Here is a 14,925-nt window from a genome sequence, read left to right as displayed (position 1 = left end):
TTCCATGTGTCCCGAGAAGAACTCGGAGAAGAACTCCGAGAAGAAGCGGTCCCGGTCCGCGCGGCGCACCGCGCTGCGCCTGCTGCGTCCGCGCCGGACCGGCACCGCGGTGCTGTGCGCCGTATCCCTGGTCCTGGCCGGGGCGGCGGCGGGGGCGGTCGCCCCGGCCCGGGCCCTCGTTCCGGACCACCCGGCCGTCCGGACCGTCGGCGACCTGTCCGCCGCGGTGTCGGGCGTCGGCGCGACGGCCGTCCTGTCGGCCGCCGCGCTGGTCGTCGGCACCGCCCTGGTCGTGTCCTCCCTCGCGCGCGGCGGCCGGGGGCCGCTGGCGCTGGTGACCGGCGACCCGCTGTTCGTGTGCGGCCTCACCCGCGGCGCGGCCGCCCGGCTGTTCGCCGAGGAGGCACGGGAGGTGGACGGTGTGAGCGGTGCCCGCGTGCGGGTGGGGAGGCGGCGCGTGCGTGTCCTGGTCTCCACCCGTATGCGGGGGTCCTCCGGCGCCCTGCGCGGCCGGGTGGAGGAATCTGTGCGCCGCAGGGCCGGGGAGCTCGGGGTGCTGCCCCGTCCGGCGGTCCGGGCGCGCGTGCGCGAGGTGGGTCCGGCATGACGGCGATCCGTGAGAACCGTACGCAGGAAGAGGGCCGCGTGCAGAAGGCGGTGAGCGCGGAGCGGGGGCCCGCGCGCCGCCCCTTCCGCGGGGCGACGCGCCGGTCGCGCCTGAACCGCGCGCTCTCGTTCGCCCTGGGTGCCGCGCTGATCGCCGCGGGCGCCCTGGGGGCCGCCGGGGCCGCCGCCCGGGCCGGCCTCCCCGCGGCCGGGGGCCTGGACCTCCGGCCGCGGCTCGCACCACCGGTCCCACCGCAGCTGCTGCCCTACGCCGTCGCCGCCGTCGGGCTGGCCGCCGTCCTGCTGGGCGTGTGGTGGCTGCTGGCCCAGCGGGACACCGGGCGGCTGCGCCGGCTGGTGCGGGGCGCGGACTCGGCCGCGGGCCTGACCGTCCTGTCCGGGAACGCCCTGGGGGACGCGGTGGCCGAAGCCGTGGAGAGAGTGCCCGGGGCGGTGCGGGCGCGCGCCCGGCTCCACGGTCCGGAGAACGCCCCGTGGCTGCGGCTGGAGGCGGTCGTGTCCCCGGACACCGATCTCCGCGAGTTCCTGGACGGCTGCCGGGAGACGGCGGTCGAGCCGCTGCGGATGTCCCTGGGCGTCCCGGCGGTGCCGACGCTCGCCGTGGTGGCGGTGGGCGGGGAGTCCACCAGAAAGGTGCTGTGAACAGCGGTGATGCAACCCCCTCGCAACCCTTGGGCGACTATTGGTGAACGTAAAATCACCGTCCGAGGTAGATTTTTTTCCTCCGAGGGGGAAAGTGAACTAGATCACATAGATTAGGGCGTGAGTTGATCAAGCCCGATCTCGTCCTCAGGACGAGCGGCAAGAACAGAGTGACGGAACACGGGAGATCACATGAGAATCCCTGCCGGGCTCACCTCGACGGGCATGACGACCAGCACCACGGCCTCCCCCATCCCGGAGGCCGAAGACATCGGAACGACCACGGGGCGGAGCGAGGACACCCCCGCCACCGTGCTGATGCGGGCGCCCCGCTTCACCGCCGCGACCGGCGTGTTCGCCGTCGTCGGCGTCGTGGCCGGGTTCACCGTGGTGGCGGTGCTCCTCCTGGCGCACCCGACCCCTCCCACCCTCCTCGGCGGCTTCGGACCGGAGGCGGTCTGGACGATGCCCGCCACCGCCGTCGCCTCCGCGCTGGGGCTGACCTTCCTGATCGCCGCCTTCCTCGCTGACCGGCGCGCGGAGGAGGACCTCCGCCACTCCTTCCAGGAGCGGGAACCCGGGTCCCCCGAGGGGGCGGACGGCGCACGCACCGCGCCCTGAGCCCGACCTCCACCGCGGCGACACCGGCCGCACCGGGTCCCGCCCCGACACCGGGGGCCGGGACGGGACCCGTCCGCCCCTTCCCCGGCCGCCGCGCGGACGTGTTATGTTCACCCTTCGCGGCGACCCGGACCTGAGCCCCTCGCGCGTCAGGGACGTGCCGGACACACCGCGCCTTTCGGGCGCGAAGTTCCCATCCAGCACGTAGTGCACACAGAGCACGTCCCAGGGGGTCTTCCTTCGTGCGCGTCTATCCGGCCGTGTACATCAGAGGGCTGCGCAGGTACTCCACCTATCGCGCGGCCACGATCGCCGGCATCTTCACCAACTCCGTCTTCGGCTGCATCAACGCCGCCGTCCTCCTCGCCCTCTTCTCGGTGCGCCCCGAGATCAACGGGTACGACGCGGCCGACGCCGTCACCCAGGTGTTCGTCTGCCAGGCGCTGATCGCGACCGTCGCGATCATGGGTCCCCCGCTGGACCTGGGCGAGCGCATCCGCAGCGGGGCCGTCGGCACCGACCTGCTGCGCCCGGTCCCGCTGCTCGGCTGGTGGCTGGCCGAGGACCTGGGCCGGGCCACGTTCAGCATCGTCTTCCGGGGCGTCCCGACCTTCCTCGTCGGGGTGCTCCTGTTCGACCTGCTGCTGCCGGGGACGCTCGGGCACTGGACGCTGGTCCTCGCCTCCGTCGCCCTGGCCGCGGTCATCGGGTTCGCCCTGCGCTACCTGTACGAGGTGGCCGGGTTCTGGATCCTGGACACCCGGGGGATCTGGGCGGTCGTCGGCCTGGTCGGCCCGGTGGCCGCCGGGATGCTGCTGCCCCTCCCCCTCTTCCCGCCGGCCGTGGCCGACGTCCTGCGCGTCCTGCCCTGGGCGGCGACCGTCCAGATCCCCGCCGAGGTCATGCTGGGCAAGGAGAGCCTGCCGGGCGGGACCGCCGTAGGCGGACTGGCCCTCCAGGCCGGGTGGGCGGCCGCCCTGCTGCTGCTCGGCGCGTGGCTCACCTCCCTCGCCACCCGCAAGGTGGTGGTCCAGGGTGGCTGACCTCCTCCCGCGCACCCCCGACCGGCCCGTCGAACGCCTGACCCGGCCGGTCCGCACCTACCTCCTGCTGGCCTGGACCTGGAGCCGCGCGCTCGCCCAGTACCCGGCCTCCCTGGCCCTGATGACCTTCGGGACCTCCCTGGGCGCGATCGCGGAGATCTCCGCCGTGTTCGTCGTATTCGGGCACGCCGGGGCGCTGGACGGCTTCTCCCTGGCCGAGGGCCTGCTCATCGCGTCCCTGTCCAACCTGGTGTTCGCCACCGCCGACATGCTCATGGGCATGGTGGAGGGGCTGGGCCAGCACATCCGCAACGGCTCCCTGGACGTCATGATGGTGCGGCCGGTCTCCCCGCTCATCCAGATCGCCACCGACCGGTTCGCGCTGCGCCGCCTGGGCCGGGTGGTCCCGGCGACCGTGGTCATGGGGGTGGCGCTGTACCACTGCGACATCGACTGGACCCCCGGCAAGGTCCTGATGCTGCCGGTCCTGCTGGTGTCGGGGGTGGCGATCGCCGCCGCCGTCTGGACCGCGAGCGGGTGCCTGCAGTTCTTCGTCGCCGACGCCCGCGAGGCCGCCAACTCCCTCACCTACGGCGGGCAGGCGCTCACCGAGTACCCGCTGTCCATCTACGGCAAGGGGGTCGTGTACGCCGTCACCTTCACGGTCCCGCTGGCGTTCGTCTGCTGGCAGCCGGTCCTGTACCTGCTGGACCGCCCGGACCCGACCGGGCTGCCCGGCCTCCTCCGCTACGCCCCGCCGTTCGTCGCCGCCCTGTCGTGCGCGGCCGCCGCCCTGCTGTGGCGGCTGGGCCTGCGCCACTACCGATCCACCGGGAGCTGAAGATGACCCGTGCACACTCCGACGAGACCGTCATCGAGGCGGTCGGCCTGGGCCGCGACTTCGTGCTGTCCGAGGGCCCGCTGTTCCGCCGCACCAGGCGCACCGTGTCCGCCGTGCGCGGCATCGACCTCATCGTCAGGGCCGGGGAGATCGTCGGCTACCTGGGCCCCAACGGCGCGGGCAAGAGCAGCACCATGAAGATGCTGACCGGCATCCTCTCCCCCACCGCCGGGCGCCTGCGGGTGCTGGGCGTGGAGCCGTCCCGGGAGCGGACCCGCCTGGCCGCCCGGATCGGGGTGGTGTTCGGCCAGCGCACCACCCTGTGGTGGGACCTGCCGCTCAAGGACAGCCTGGAGCTGACCCGGCACATGTACCGGGTGCCGGCCGCCGACCACGCCCGGCGGCTGGCCGAGCTCACCGAACTCCTGGAGCTGGGGCCCTTCCTCCGGACCCCGGTGCGCCAGCTCAGCCTGGGCCAGCGGATGCGCGGCGACCTCACCGCCGCCCTCCTGCACGGGCCCCGGCTGCTGGTCCTGGACGAGCCCACCATCGGCCTGGACGTGGTGAGCAAGTCGACCATCCGCGAGTTCCTGCTGCGGCTGAACGCCGAGGAAGGCACCACCATCCTGCTCACCACCCACGACCTGGGCGACGTGGAGCGCCTGTGCGAGCGGGTGGTGGTGATCGACCACGGCTCCCTGGCCTACGACGGCGACCTGGACGGACTGCGCGCGGCCGTGCCCACGCCCCGGGTGCTGGTGGTGGACCTGGCCGAGCCCGCCCCGCCGCTGGAGGTGGCGGGCGCGCGGTGCGTACGGACCGAGGGGCCCCGCCAGTGGCTGGAACTGGCGGACAACCCGTCGGCGGTGATCGGGCGGGTCGCGGCGGGGCACGACATCGCCGACCTGACCCTCCAGGAGCCCGACATCGAGGGCGTGGTGGCGGCCCTGTACCGGGGCGCCGAACCGCGGCCCGCCTGAGCCGGACCCCGCCGGGGCGCCGCCGACGCCTTTCGTTGGCGGCGCCCCGGGCGTGTCGGCCGTCGCCCGCGGTGACGAAAACCCGCCCCGCGGGCGGCAGCGCTTTCGTTGCGTAGTTGCGTCACCGCCCGAATGCGTCACCCTCCACGGCCGGGAAGCCGACCGTGACGGTGAGGCCGCCCCCGGGCCGTTCCCGCGGTTCAGGCCCCGGGGACGGCCCAGGGGTCCACCGGGACCCCGCCGGTGCGGTAGCCCCGCTGGTCCAGGCGCTGCCCCAGGAGCTTGGCCTGCCACAGGCCGATCGCCCGGTCGCCCACGACCAGTTCGGGCACCACCCGCATCAGGTCGGCCTCGAACCTCTGGGAGTCCTCCACCGACCGGCTCCACGCGGCGATCAGCAGGTTGTGCCGCCCCGTCACGCCGGCGCACAGCCGCACCTCGCGCATGGCCGTGATGCGCTGGGCCGCCTCGGTGATGGCGTCGGCCGGGACGCCCGCCCACAGCAGGACGACGGACGGCCAGTCCGACAGCGGCCGGGCCACCTCGCAGCGGGCCTGCACCATGCGGGCGGCGAACAGGTGGCGGACCCGGCGCCTCACCGTGTCGGGGCTGCTGTCGCAGCGTTCGGCCAGGGCGGTGTACGGCATGCGCCCGTCCATGGACAGCTCCACCATGATCCGGCGGTCCAGCTCGTCGGGCAGGTCCGCGGCCTCCACCGGGAACGCCTCGGCGGACAGGCGCTCCACCTGGGCGGGGGTGAGCGCGCGCAGCCTCCAGCGACTGCCCTCCGTGAAGACCGCCCCCGCCAGGTGGGTGCGGCTGGCGCGGACCCCCTCCATGGTGTCCAGGGAGCCCACCACCCAGCGGGACAGCGCCCCCACGTCCTCGGTCATCACCGTGAGCAGCAGGTCCCGGTCCCCGGTGACGTGCTCGACGGTGGACACGTGCGGCAGCTCCGTGAAGGCGCGGGCCACCGGCAGCAGGTGGCCGCCGGCGCAGTCCACCTCGATGAACGCCAGGCAGCCGCCCGCCCCCGCCAGCGCGGCCCCCGGGTAGCAGGTGATCCACGCCGCCCCGGAGTCCCGCAGCCGCTGCCAGCGCCGGGCGACCGTGGCCGCGTCTACCCCCAGGACCCGGCCCAGCACGGTCCAGGAGGCGCGCGGGGAGATCTGGAGGGCGTGGACCAGCTGCTGGTCCACATCGTCCAGGATGCGGTTTTCCGGCATGGATCTCCCCCGACCTGCGATTTTCCGATGAAATCGGCGCCCCTACAGGTATACCGCCCCATCCTGGCCCGGTCGGAGAACGTGAACGACGGGGGGACCCGAGCATGCGGATGGTGGAACGGGCGGAGAAGCACCGCGAGGACCTGGTGGAGCTCCGCCGGGCCCTGCACCGCGAACCGGAGATCGGCCTGGCGCTGCCGCTGACCAAGGCCAAGGTCCTGGCCGCCCTGGAGGGCCTGCCCCTGGAGATCACCGAGGGCCGGGCGCTCGGCTCGGTCACCGCCGTCCTGCGCGGCGGCCGCCCCGGAGGCGCCGTCCTGCTGCGCGGTGACATGGACGCCCTGCCGGTCCGGGAGGACACCGGCCTGGAGTACGCCTCCCGGTTCGACGGCGTCATGCACGGCTGCGGCCACGACCTGCACGTCGCCGGCCTGGTGGGCGCCGCCCGTCTGCTGTGCGAGGTGCGGGACGAGCTGCCCGGCGACGTGGTGTTCATGTTCCAGCCCGGCGAGGAGGGGCACGACGGCGCCCGGATGATGATCGAGGAGGGCGTGCTCGACGCGGCGGGCAGGCCCCTCGACGCCGCCTACGCCGTGCACGTGGCCGCCAACATGCTGCCCGCGGGGTTCTGGGCGACCAAGCCGGACGTGGTCATGAGCGCTTCCGACGTGCTCAGGGTGACCGTGCGCGGCGAGGGCGGCCACGGCTCGTCGCCGCACCGGGGCAAGGACCCGGTGCCCGCCGCCTGCGAGATGGTGCTGGCGCTGCAGAGCCACGTGACCCGCACCTACGACATCTTCGACCCGGTGGTCGTCACCGTGGGCCGCCTGGCCGCCGGGACCCAACAGAACGTGCTGGCGCACGAGGCCGAGTTCGAGGCGACCGTGCGCAGCTACTCCCCCGCCAACCAGGAGCGCCTCAGGGAGGCCCTGCCCGCCCTGGTCCGCGGGATCGCCGCGGCCCACGGGCTGGAGGCCGACGTGGAGTACCGGGTGCTGTACCCGGTGACCGTCAACGACGCCGCCGAGGCGGCCTTCGCCATGGACACGGTGCACGACCTGTTCGGCGGGAACGCCGGGTTCGTGTCGCCGGTGCCCGCCTCGGGTTCGGAGGACTTCTCCCTCGTGCTGCGCGAGGTGCCCGGGGCGATGCTCATGCTCGGCGCCACCCCTGCCGGCGCCGACCCCGGCTCCGCGCCCGCCAACCACTCCCCGCAGGCCCGCTACGACGACGCGGTGCTGCCCGCCCAGGCCGCGCTGCTGGCCGAGCTGGCGGTGCGCCGCCTGTCGCGCGGCGACGCCTGACCCCGGCCGCCGGCCCGCGGCCGTGCGCCGTCCCGCCCATCCCCTCACCCCGTACGGAAGGCCTGCCATGAGCGTTCCCCCCTCGTCGCCCGACAGCACGGCGGCGCCCGGTGCCACCACCGGTGTGGTGGCCGTCGTGGGCCTGCTGGTGTTCTTCGAGCTCACCAGCGGCCTGCTCCAGGGCTCCATCACCCCGCTGCTGCCGCCTCTGCGCGAGGAACTGGACATCTCCGGCGCCGACCTGCACTGGATCCACGCCGTGCAGTACCTGTCGGCCGCGGTGAGCGTCCCCGTGTTCGGCCGCCTGGGCGACCTGTACGGGTACCGCCGCATGCTCCGGGTGTCGCTGGCCTGTATCGCCGTGGGCAGCGTGGTCGTCGCGCTGGCGCCCACCCTGGGCGTGCTGCTGGTGGGCCGGGCCCTGCTGGGCCCGCTGGCCGCCCTGCTGCCGCTGGAGATCGGGCTGGTCCGGGACCGCCTCTCCCCCGAGCAGGGGCGCAGGGCCATCGGCATGCTGGTCGGCTCGCTGACCCTGGGCTCGCTGCTGGGGGTCCTGCTGGTGGGCGTGCTCCAGACCGCCCTCGGCGACGTGCGCGTCACCCTGGGGATCCTGGCCGTGCTGGCCGCGGGCTGCCTGGCGCTGTCGTACTTCAAGGTGCCCGAGTCGCGGAACCGGGCCTCGGGCCGGATGGACCGGGCGGGCGGCATCCTGCTGGGCCTGGCGCTGGTCAGCCTGCTGGGCGGCGTGTCCCAGGGCAACGAGCTGGGGTGGACGTCGCCGGTGGTGCTCGGCGGCGCGGTGCTGGCGGTCGTGCTGCTGGTCCTGTGGGTGCGGGTGGAGCTGCGCAGCGAGAACCCGCTGGTGGACGTGCGGGCCGTGGCGCACCCGCGGATCGCGCCCCAGTACCTGGGCGGATTCACGCTGGGCGTGATCATGCTCGGCGGGCAGAGCATCGCGGTGACCTACCTGTCCAGCGACCCGGAGCGGACCGGCTACGGGTTCGGGCTGGACGTGATGAGCATCGGCCTGGTCATCGCGGTGCCGACGGTGCTGGCGTTCATCGGGGCGAGCGGCATCGCGCCGATCGCGACCCGGCTGGGGTACCGGCGGACGGTGGGCCTGTCGTTCGTCCTCATGGCGGCGGGAACGGTGGGGCTGGCCGCGGCGTGGGCGTCGCTGCCCGCCTTCGTCTCCTGCTTCGCCGTGGCCGGGCTCGGGTTCGGCCTGGCGCTGGGCGCCCTGCCCACGGTGATCGTGGAGGACAGCGCCGAGGACCGCTCGGGCAGCGCGACCGCGTTCTACAACAACCTCAAGACGCTGGGCGGCAGCGTCGGCGGGGCGCTGACCGCTTCGCTGCTGGGCATGCTCCTGATCCAGGGCACCGACCTGCCCTCACTGGACGCCTACCGGGCGGTGTGGGGGATCAGCGCCGCCCTGGCGGTGGTCACCGCCGTCCTGGCCGGGCGGAGCGGGCGGGCCGGGCGGCGGGTCGGGGCCGACGCCTGACCCGCGGCCCGACGGGCCCCGGGACCGCGTTCAGGGTCCCGGGGCCCGTCCCGTGTGCGCGGATGAAGAAAACCTCATGTGCGTTTCATCGCGCCTTCGCCCCGTCCGGGCAGGCTCGGGGAGTATGAGATCACCATGGGTGTTGCCGGCGGCGGTGGCCGCCGCCGCGGCGGTCCTGCTCGGGGGGGCGGGGCTCGCCTGGAACCTGTCGTCGGGTGACGCCGCCCCGGTGCCCCCGGGCGAGGTCGTCGTGGGCGAGTCCCCCGGCGCCGTGCCCGAGGCCGAGGTATCGGCGGGAGGGGATAACGTCGTTCCGCCCCCACCGCCTGTGACCGACCGGGAAGAGCCGTCCGAGACGTCCGCGCCGCCGAGCGAGGAGCCGTCCCCGACCCCCTCCCCCACAGCCTGCGTCGGCGACGACGATGACGGCTGCGACGATGACGACGACGGGGACGACGATGACGACTGACGGGCCCGACTCCCCCACACAGGACCTGGGCACCGACGCCCACCGGGTCCACCGGGCGTCCTCCGGCAACACCGCGGTGTTCCCCACCATGGTGCTCCGGGACATGGCGGCCGAGGAGCACCACGGGCACAGGAGGATCCTGCCGGCCCGGCTCATCATCATGGCGTGGGTGATCCTGCTCATGGCCCTGACCCTGGCCCTGGTCGTGCTCGTCACCTGGAGCGCGCTGAGCGGCGGGGTGGGCGACCGGGCCGACCGGGCCCTGGAGCAGGAGCTCGGCGAGTTCAACGAGTTCGCCAGGGTCGGGAAGGACCCCGACACCGGGGCCGCCTTCACCGAGGTCTCCGAGCTCATGGAGGTCCACCTGGCCCGGCAGTTCCCGTACCCGTCGGAGATCCTGTTCGGCTGGGTCGAGGGCTCCTCCGGCCCCGCGGGCGCGGCCCCGGGCGGGGGCGCCGCCGGGGGGGCGGCCTCCCGGGAGGCCGGGCGCATCCGCCAGGCCCAGGAGCCGCTCTTCGACGTGTCCGCGGACCCCGAACTGGTCGCCGAGATCCTCGACGACCCGAACGGCCGCGGCACCCTCCAGACCCCGGCGGGCCCCATGGAGTGGGTCAAGGTCCGGGTGCGCTCACCCGACGCCGCCGGGGCGGACGGCTGGTTCGTCACCGGCTACTTCACCGACCCCGACCAGGAGTCCGTCGCCGAGACCGTACGGACGATCGCCCTGGTCAGCCTGATCGGCCTGGTCGCCGCCGGCGGCGCCGCCTGGTGGGTGGCCGGACGCATACTCGCCCCCGTCAGGCTGGTGCGCCAGACCGCCGCGGAGATCACCGAGGAGGACCTGACCCGGCGCATCGAGGTGTCCGGGCGCGACGACATCGCCGCCCTGGCCCAGCAGTTCAACAGCATGCTGGACCGGCTGGAGGGGGCGTTCACCGAGCAGCGGCGGTTCGTCGACGACGCCGGGCACGAGCTGCGCACCCCCATCACCATCGTGCGCGGGCACCTGGAGCTCATGGGCGACGACCCGCAGGAGCGGCGCGAGGTGATCCGGCTGGTCACCGACGAGCTGGACCGCATGGGCCGCATCGTCGAGGACCTGCTGCTGCTCGCCAAGTCCCAGCAGCCCGACTTCGTGCGCGCCGAGCCCGTGTCGCTGGCCGAACTGACCAGCGACATCGACGCCCACGTGCGGCGGCTGGGCGACCGCGACTGGCGGCTGGACGCCATGGCCGAAGGGGACTGGCGGCTCGACCCGCAGCGCGTCACCCAGGCGATGGTGCAGCTGGCGGCCAACGCGGTCCGGTACAGCGAACCCGGGTCCACCATCAGGATCGGGTCCATGGTCGACGGCCCCGACGTGCTGTTCTGGGTCACCGACCAGGGCCCCGGCATCGCCCCCGAGGAACAGGGGCGCATCTTCGGCCGGTTCTCCCGCGGCGGGGCGGCCCGCGCGGGCGGGGGCGGCGCCGGGCTGGGCCTGGCGATCGTCCGGGCCATCGCCGAGGCGCACCGGGGCAGGGTGGACCTGCGTTCGGCGCTCGGCCAGGGGTCCACGTTCACCCTCGTCATCCCCCAGGGAAGGGAGCAGCTGTGAGCCGCATCCTCATCGTCGAGGACGAGGAGAGGATCGCCTCGTTCATCCGCAAGGGGCTGACCGCGGGCGGGTTCACCACGACCGTGGTGGGCACCGGCGCGGAGGCCGTGGACTACGCCGTGACCGGCGGGTTCGACCTCATGCTGCTGGACCTGGGGCTGCCCGACACCGACGGGTTCGACGTGCTGCGGCGGGTGCGCTCGATGGGGGTGGACACCCCGGTCGTGATCTTGACCGCCCGCGACGGGGTGCGGGACACGGTGACCGGCCTGGAGATCGGGGCGGACGACTACGTCACCAAACCGTTCCGGTTCGAGGAGCTGCTGGCACGGGTGCGCCTGCGGATGCGCCGTGAGCGGAGCGGCGAGCTGACCGTGCTCCAGGCCGGGGGGCTGGCCCTGGACCTGAGGACCCGGAGGGTCGCGGTGGACGGCGACACCGTGGACCTGACCGCGCGGGAGTTCGCGCTGCTGGAGCTGCTGATGCGGCACCCCGGACAGGTGCTGAGCAGGCAGCAGATGCTGTCCCACGTGTGGGGTTACGACTACGATCCCGGGTCGAACGTGGTCGACGTGTTCGTGCGGGCGCTGCGCCGCAAGGTGGGCTCGGACCGGATCGTGACGGTGCGCGGCATGGGGTACCGGCTGATGGACTGAGGCCGCCGGAGGCGGGGCCGGAGATGGGGCCGGGGACGGGCGTCCCCGGCCCTTCGCGCGTCCGGGGCGGGGTGGACGGCGGGTGGCGGACCCGTGTCCCCCGCATGAGGATTCCCTCATGCGGCGCTCATGACCGCCTCACCCGTGCGGCACACGATGGTCACCATGTTCTGGTTCGCGTTGGCGATCGACATGATCGCGATCACCCTGCTGTCGTACGTCCTCTACTTCCGCCGCCACGGCCGGCGGGACCTCCTGCTGGCCTACGTGGCGCTCAACACCGGCATCTTCGCGGTGGTGTCGATGATGACCGGCCAGGAAGTGGCGCTGGCGGTCGGGTTCGGGCTGTTCGGTGTGCTGTCGATCCTGCGCCTGCGCTCCGACCTCATCAGCCAGGGCGAGATCGGGTACTACTTCACGGCCATCGCGCTGGGGCTGATCAACGCGGTGGCGATGTCGGCGCCGTGGGTGCTGCTGGGGCTCAACGCCCTGCTGCTGACCGTGATGTACGTGGGCGACCACCCCAGACTGCTGTCCCGGCACGAACGGCGGATGCTCACCCTGGACGCGGTGCACGAGGACCCGGTGGCGCTGCGCCAGGACCTGGCCGCGCGGCTGCGCGCGCAGGTGATCCGGGTGGACGTGGTCGAGGTGGACTACGTGCGGGACCTGATGGTCGTGGACGTGCGGTTCCGGGTCCCGGCGCCGGGCGCGGCGCCCGCCCGCAGCGGCGCGGCCTCCCGGTGGGAGGGCCGATGAGCGCTCCGGCGGGGCTGCCCGCGCTCTCCCTGGAGGAGATCAACGAGCGTGCCGCGCTGGTGACGCGGACCTGCCGCAAGTACCTGGTGCCGGAGGAGGTGGTCGACGACCTGTTCTCCCCCGCCCGGTTCGGAGTGCTGACCATCGGCGGACGGACGTCGTTCCGGTACTCCTCCACCTACCTGGACACCCCGGACCTGCGGTGCTTCCGGGACCACCGGCAGGGCCGGCGGCTCCGGTACAAGGTGCGGGTGCGGACCTACGAGGACACCGGGACGCGGATGTTCGAGGTCAAGCTCAAGGGCGCGCGCGGGATCACCGACAAGGTGCGGATGGAGCACGACGGCTCCCCGGAACGGCTCACCCCGGCCACCCGGCGCTTCCTGGACGACTCCCTCACCGCGTACGGGATCGAGCCGCCGGACGTGCTGGCGCCGAGCGCGGTGACGGACTACCGCCGGGCGACCGCGGTGGCCCTGTCGGGCGAGGAGCGGGTCACCGTGGACACCGAACTGGTCGGGCGGCGCGGGGGCTGGTCGGTCGCCATGCGGCCGGGTCGGGCACTGCTGGAGGTCAAGACGCGCGGCGGGCTCACGGAGACCGAGCGGCGGCTGCACGCGCTCGGGTTCCGCGAGGTGGCGTTCACCAAGTACGCGTCGACCCTGGCGGCGCTGGAGCCGGGGTTCCGCGGCAACAAGTGGCACCGTGCGATGGCCGCCTGCCTGGACCACCCGACGCTGGAGCGCGCCGCGGCATGACGGCGGCCCGTTGTTTCACGTGAAACAACGGGCCTGACCAGGGAACATGTCGACACCTCGACCGGGCCCCGCCCCCGGGCCCGGTCGGGACGGGCCTGGAGCGCCGGCGTCCTACCGCGCGGCGCGTTCGCCGCGCCCGGCGCGCTCGTCCTGCTCCTCGTCGCCGCGCGCGAGGATGTTCCCGCTCTCCCAGAGCGGGCCGAACACGAACCACAGGCCCACCACGACCCACACCCGGCCGATCCACCACAGCAGCGCCTCCCGCCCCTCCGGGGCGGCGAACAGGACCACGAGGACGAGCAGGGTGACCGAGGTGATCACGGCGGCGTTCACCACGCGGTACCACTCGCGCATCAGGTGGGCGCGCCGCCCCGGCCCCCGCTTCGGCGACCTGACCGGGGCGGGCCCGCCCGCGAACCGGTGCGCGAACCGCACGTCGGCCCACCGCACGATCGCGGGCCCGAAGGCGACGCTGAACCCCAGGTACACGGCGGCCAGCCCGTGGATCATCCCCGCCTCCGCGCCGCCGCGCAGGTCCAGCGCGGTGGCCACCACCAGCACCACGTCCAGCAGGGGGATGGACCACAGCACCAGCGTGCTCAGGGCGCGCCACCGGAGCAGGTAGCGCAGCGCAAGTCCCGCCCCCAGCAGCACCCACAGTCCGAACTCGCACATCACGATCACCGCGGCGATCGGGTTCTCCGAGACCAACTCGAACACGGGACTCCCCTCCGGTTTTAGTAGCACGACCGTACCAGGACAGTAGCACAGTCGTGCTAGCATGTCTCCATGCCCAAGTTGATCGACCACGAGCAGCGCAAGGAGGAGATCGCCGAGGCGGTCTGGCGCGTGATCCTCCGCGACGGCGTCGCGGCCGTCTCCGTGCGCACCGTCGCCGCGGAGGCGGGACTGGCCGTCGGGTCCGTGCGGCACGTCTTCCCCAGCAAGGCCGAACTGCTGGAGTTCTCCATGGCCCTGGTCTACGAGCGCGCCAGGTCCCGGGTCGTGCGGCACGTCGGGCTGCACGACCCCCGCGAGATGGCCGAGCGCATGCTCCACGAGTTCCTCCCGCTGGACGACACCCGCCGCGCGGAGATGGAGCTCGACGTGGCGATCATCGCCGAGATGCCCGCCCACCGGGGACTGCGCGCCATCCGCGACAAGGCCCACCAGGGCCTGCGCGAAGCCTGCCGGCTGGTGCTCGAGCACCTGCGCGAGACCGGGCAGGTCCGCCCCGACGCCGACCCCGACCTGGAGACGACCCGCCTGCACGCCCTCGTGGACGGCCTCGCCCTGCACGGCCTGGTCGGCGCCACGGACCGGCGGGCCGCCGCGGAGCGGGCCGTCCGCGTGCTGGCCGGACACCTGGACTCACTGCGACCGCCCGAACAGGGGAGCTGACATGGGCAAGGCGGAGAAGAGGCTCGAACACTTCATCAGGGCCAGGATCGGCGAGGCGCCGCCCGGCGACCCCGTCGCCCGGTCCCACCGCGCACTGGTCTCCACACTGGACGCCCTGCGCCGGGAGGCCTCGGCCGACGAGGACTGGGCCTGGGTCGAAGCCGTCTCCGGGTGGTTCGGCGACTGGTTCGACGACGGGGGCTCCCCGTCCGTGTCGGACTCCGGCCTGTGGGAGGAGAGCGCCGAGAAGACCGCGGCCGCCGTCGCCGCCCGCGTGCTCGCCTGCATGGCGCTGGTGTACGCCGACCACCCGGACTACGACCCGGCCTGGGAGAAGACCGCCGCGGTGCGGTGAGGAGCGGGCCGCCGCCCCGTATCCGAAGCGGGGCGGTGGCCCTCGCCGACCGCCCCTTCCCGCTACGTCAGGGAGGACCGGCCCTCCGATCCTCCCCTCCGCACCGCTTTCGCGCCACCCCTCCCCGGTGCCGTGGTCC

The 14,925-nt window shown here is 73.8% G+C and carries 17 protein-coding genes; 15 read left to right on the top strand and 2 right to left on the bottom strand.

Going from position 1 to position 14,925, the window contains the following annotated elements; translation table 11 throughout:
* The first annotated feature begins 4 nt into the window (after positions 1–4).
* The 6 genes from ACFVNO_RS11515 (at position 5) to ACFVNO_RS11490 (ending at position 4,754) form a co-directional block, all read left to right on the top strand.
* Positions 5–607: a DUF6286 domain-containing protein gene (locus tag ACFVNO_RS11515; protein WP_355260724.1), complete on the top strand. Its 603-nt coding sequence runs from the start codon at positions 5–7 to the stop codon at positions 605–607.
* Positions 604–1,269, top strand: a complete 666-nt coding sequence (locus tag ACFVNO_RS11510; protein ID WP_378891715.1) for a hypothetical protein — start codon at positions 604–606, stop codon at positions 1,267–1,269. The genes ACFVNO_RS11515 and ACFVNO_RS11510 overlap by 4 nt, the downstream gene beginning before the upstream one ends.
* A gap of 192 nt (positions 1,270–1,461) precedes the next feature.
* Positions 1,462–1,890 carry a hypothetical protein gene (locus tag ACFVNO_RS11505; RefSeq protein WP_378891712.1) on the top strand — a complete coding sequence of 143 codons (429 nt, stop codon included), beginning with the start codon at positions 1,462–1,464 and terminating at the stop codon, positions 1,888–1,890.
* 242 nt (positions 1,891–2,132) lie between these two features.
* On the top strand, positions 2,133–2,933 hold the full coding sequence (locus tag ACFVNO_RS11500) for an ABC-2 family transporter protein (protein ID WP_355260715.1): 801 nt from the start codon (positions 2,133–2,135) through the stop codon (positions 2,931–2,933).
* Positions 2,926–3,774: an ABC-2 family transporter protein gene (locus ACFVNO_RS11495; protein ID WP_355260712.1), complete on the top strand. Its 849-nt coding sequence runs from the start codon at positions 2,926–2,928 to the stop codon at positions 3,772–3,774. Before ACFVNO_RS11500 ends, ACFVNO_RS11495 begins: the two co-directional genes overlap by 8 nt.
* A 2-nt stretch (positions 3,775–3,776) precedes the next feature.
* Entirely contained in the window at positions 3,777–4,754 is a 978-nt protein-coding gene (locus ACFVNO_RS11490) for an ATP-binding cassette domain-containing protein (RefSeq protein WP_378891708.1), read from the top strand.
* A 200-nt stretch (positions 4,755–4,954) separates the two neighbouring features.
* On the opposite strand, the gene ACFVNO_RS11485 is transcribed toward ACFVNO_RS11490, so the two are convergent.
* On the bottom strand, positions 4,955–5,980 hold the full coding sequence (locus tag ACFVNO_RS11485; RefSeq protein ID WP_378891705.1) for an Lrp/AsnC family transcriptional regulator: 1,026 nt from the start codon (positions 5,978–5,980) through the stop codon (positions 4,955–4,957).
* A gap of 104 nt (positions 5,981–6,084) precedes the next feature.
* Here ACFVNO_RS11485 and ACFVNO_RS11480 point away from each other — a divergent pair, with 104 nt between their 5' ends.
* The 7 genes from ACFVNO_RS11480 to ACFVNO_RS11450 all read left to right on the top strand — a co-directional run bounded on the left by ACFVNO_RS11480 (position 6,085) and on the right by ACFVNO_RS11450 (position 13,030).
* The gene (locus tag ACFVNO_RS11480; protein WP_378891701.1) at positions 6,085–7,284 is read left to right on the top strand and encodes a M20 family metallopeptidase; all 1,200 of its coding nucleotides are present in this window, start codon (positions 6,085–6,087) and stop codon (positions 7,282–7,284) included.
* Between the two features lie 67 nt (positions 7,285–7,351).
* Positions 7,352–8,791, top strand: a complete 1,440-nt coding sequence (locus ACFVNO_RS11475) for an MFS transporter (RefSeq protein ID WP_355260703.1) — start codon at positions 7,352–7,354, stop codon at positions 8,789–8,791.
* Between the two features lie 124 nt (positions 8,792–8,915).
* Complete coding sequence (locus ACFVNO_RS11470; protein WP_378891698.1) at positions 8,916–9,260, top strand: hypothetical protein; 345 nt, start codon at positions 8,916–8,918, stop codon at positions 9,258–9,260.
* Complete coding sequence (locus ACFVNO_RS11465; protein WP_378891695.1) at positions 9,250–10,857, top strand: ATP-binding protein; 1,608 nt, start codon at positions 9,250–9,252, stop codon at positions 10,855–10,857. Before ACFVNO_RS11470 ends, ACFVNO_RS11465 begins: the two co-directional genes overlap by 11 nt.
* The gene (locus tag ACFVNO_RS11460) at positions 10,854–11,513 is read left to right on the top strand and encodes a response regulator transcription factor (RefSeq protein WP_378891692.1); all 660 of its coding nucleotides are present in this window, start codon (positions 10,854–10,856) and stop codon (positions 11,511–11,513) included. The genes ACFVNO_RS11465 and ACFVNO_RS11460 overlap by 4 nt, the downstream gene beginning before the upstream one ends.
* A gap of 165 nt (positions 11,514–11,678) precedes the next feature.
* Positions 11,679–12,272 (top strand): DUF4956 domain-containing protein, encoded by a 594-nt coding sequence (locus ACFVNO_RS11455; RefSeq protein WP_378892019.1) that lies wholly within the window; start codon positions 11,679–11,681, stop codon positions 12,270–12,272.
* Complete coding sequence (locus tag ACFVNO_RS11450) at positions 12,269–13,030, top strand: polyphosphate polymerase domain-containing protein (protein ID WP_378891689.1); 762 nt, start codon at positions 12,269–12,271, stop codon at positions 13,028–13,030. Before ACFVNO_RS11455 ends, ACFVNO_RS11450 begins: the two co-directional genes overlap by 4 nt.
* Positions 13,031–13,141: 111 nt before the next feature.
* Here ACFVNO_RS11450 and ACFVNO_RS11445 read toward each other — a convergent pair whose 3' ends face one another.
* On the bottom strand, positions 13,142–13,750 hold the full coding sequence (locus tag ACFVNO_RS11445) for a hypothetical protein (RefSeq protein WP_378891686.1): 609 nt from the start codon (positions 13,748–13,750) through the stop codon (positions 13,142–13,144).
* A gap of 69 nt (positions 13,751–13,819) precedes the next feature.
* Between ACFVNO_RS11445 and ACFVNO_RS11440 the strand changes: the two genes are divergently transcribed.
* Positions 13,820–14,431, top strand: a complete 612-nt coding sequence (locus tag ACFVNO_RS11440) for a TetR/AcrR family transcriptional regulator (RefSeq protein ID WP_220563933.1) — start codon at positions 13,820–13,822, stop codon at positions 14,429–14,431.
* 1 nt (position 14,432) lies between these two features.
* On the top strand, positions 14,433–14,786 hold the full coding sequence (locus ACFVNO_RS11435; protein WP_378891683.1) for a hypothetical protein: 354 nt from the start codon (positions 14,433–14,435) through the stop codon (positions 14,784–14,786).
* The last annotated feature ends 139 nt before the right edge of the window (positions 14,787–14,925 follow it).

Origin of the sequence: Nocardiopsis sp. NPDC057823, assembly GCF_042797335.1 — a bacterium.
Lineage (GTDB): Bacteria > Actinomycetota > Actinomycetes > Streptosporangiales > Streptosporangiaceae > Nocardiopsis > Nocardiopsis changdeensis.
The sequence above is the reverse complement of the archived record's forward strand: the minus strand, read 5'-3'. Positions and strand labels throughout refer to the sequence as shown.

Bases quoted from the DNA above. Each gene is read 5' to 3' on its own strand.
- ACFVNO_RS11455 (WP_378892019.1), top strand. From the start codon at position 11,679: ATGTTCTGGTTCGCGTTGGCGATCGACATGATCGCGATCACCCTGCTG.
- ACFVNO_RS11465 (WP_378891695.1), top strand. From the start codon at position 9,250: ATGACGACTGACGGGCCCGACTCCCCCACACAGGACCTGGGCACCGAC.
- ACFVNO_RS11510 (WP_378891715.1), top strand. From the start codon at position 604: ATGACGGCGATCCGTGAGAACCGTACGCAGGAAGAGGGCCGCGTGCAG.
- ACFVNO_RS11435 (WP_378891683.1), top strand. From the start codon at position 14,433: ATGGGCAAGGCGGAGAAGAGGCTCGAACACTTCATCAGGGCCAGGATC.
- ACFVNO_RS11480 (WP_378891701.1), top strand. From the start codon at position 6,085: ATGCGGATGGTGGAACGGGCGGAGAAGCACCGCGAGGACCTGGTGGAG.
- ACFVNO_RS11505 (WP_378891712.1), top strand. From the start codon at position 1,462: ATGAGAATCCCTGCCGGGCTCACCTCGACGGGCATGACGACCAGCACC.
- ACFVNO_RS11485 (WP_378891705.1), bottom strand. From the start codon at position 5,980: ATGCCGGAAAACCGCATCCTGGACGATGTGGACCAGCAGCTGGTCCAC.
- ACFVNO_RS11515 (WP_355260724.1), top strand. From the start codon at position 5: ATGTGTCCCGAGAAGAACTCGGAGAAGAACTCCGAGAAGAAGCGGTCC.
- ACFVNO_RS11470 (WP_378891698.1), top strand. From the start codon at position 8,916: ATGAGATCACCATGGGTGTTGCCGGCGGCGGTGGCCGCCGCCGCGGCG.
- ACFVNO_RS11475 (WP_355260703.1), top strand. From the start codon at position 7,352: ATGAGCGTTCCCCCCTCGTCGCCCGACAGCACGGCGGCGCCCGGTGCC.
- ACFVNO_RS11450 (WP_378891689.1), top strand. From the start codon at position 12,269: ATGAGCGCTCCGGCGGGGCTGCCCGCGCTCTCCCTGGAGGAGATCAAC.
- ACFVNO_RS11490 (WP_378891708.1), top strand. From the start codon at position 3,777: ATGACCCGTGCACACTCCGACGAGACCGTCATCGAGGCGGTCGGCCTG.
- ACFVNO_RS11440 (WP_220563933.1), top strand. From the start codon at position 13,820: ATGCCCAAGTTGATCGACCACGAGCAGCGCAAGGAGGAGATCGCCGAG.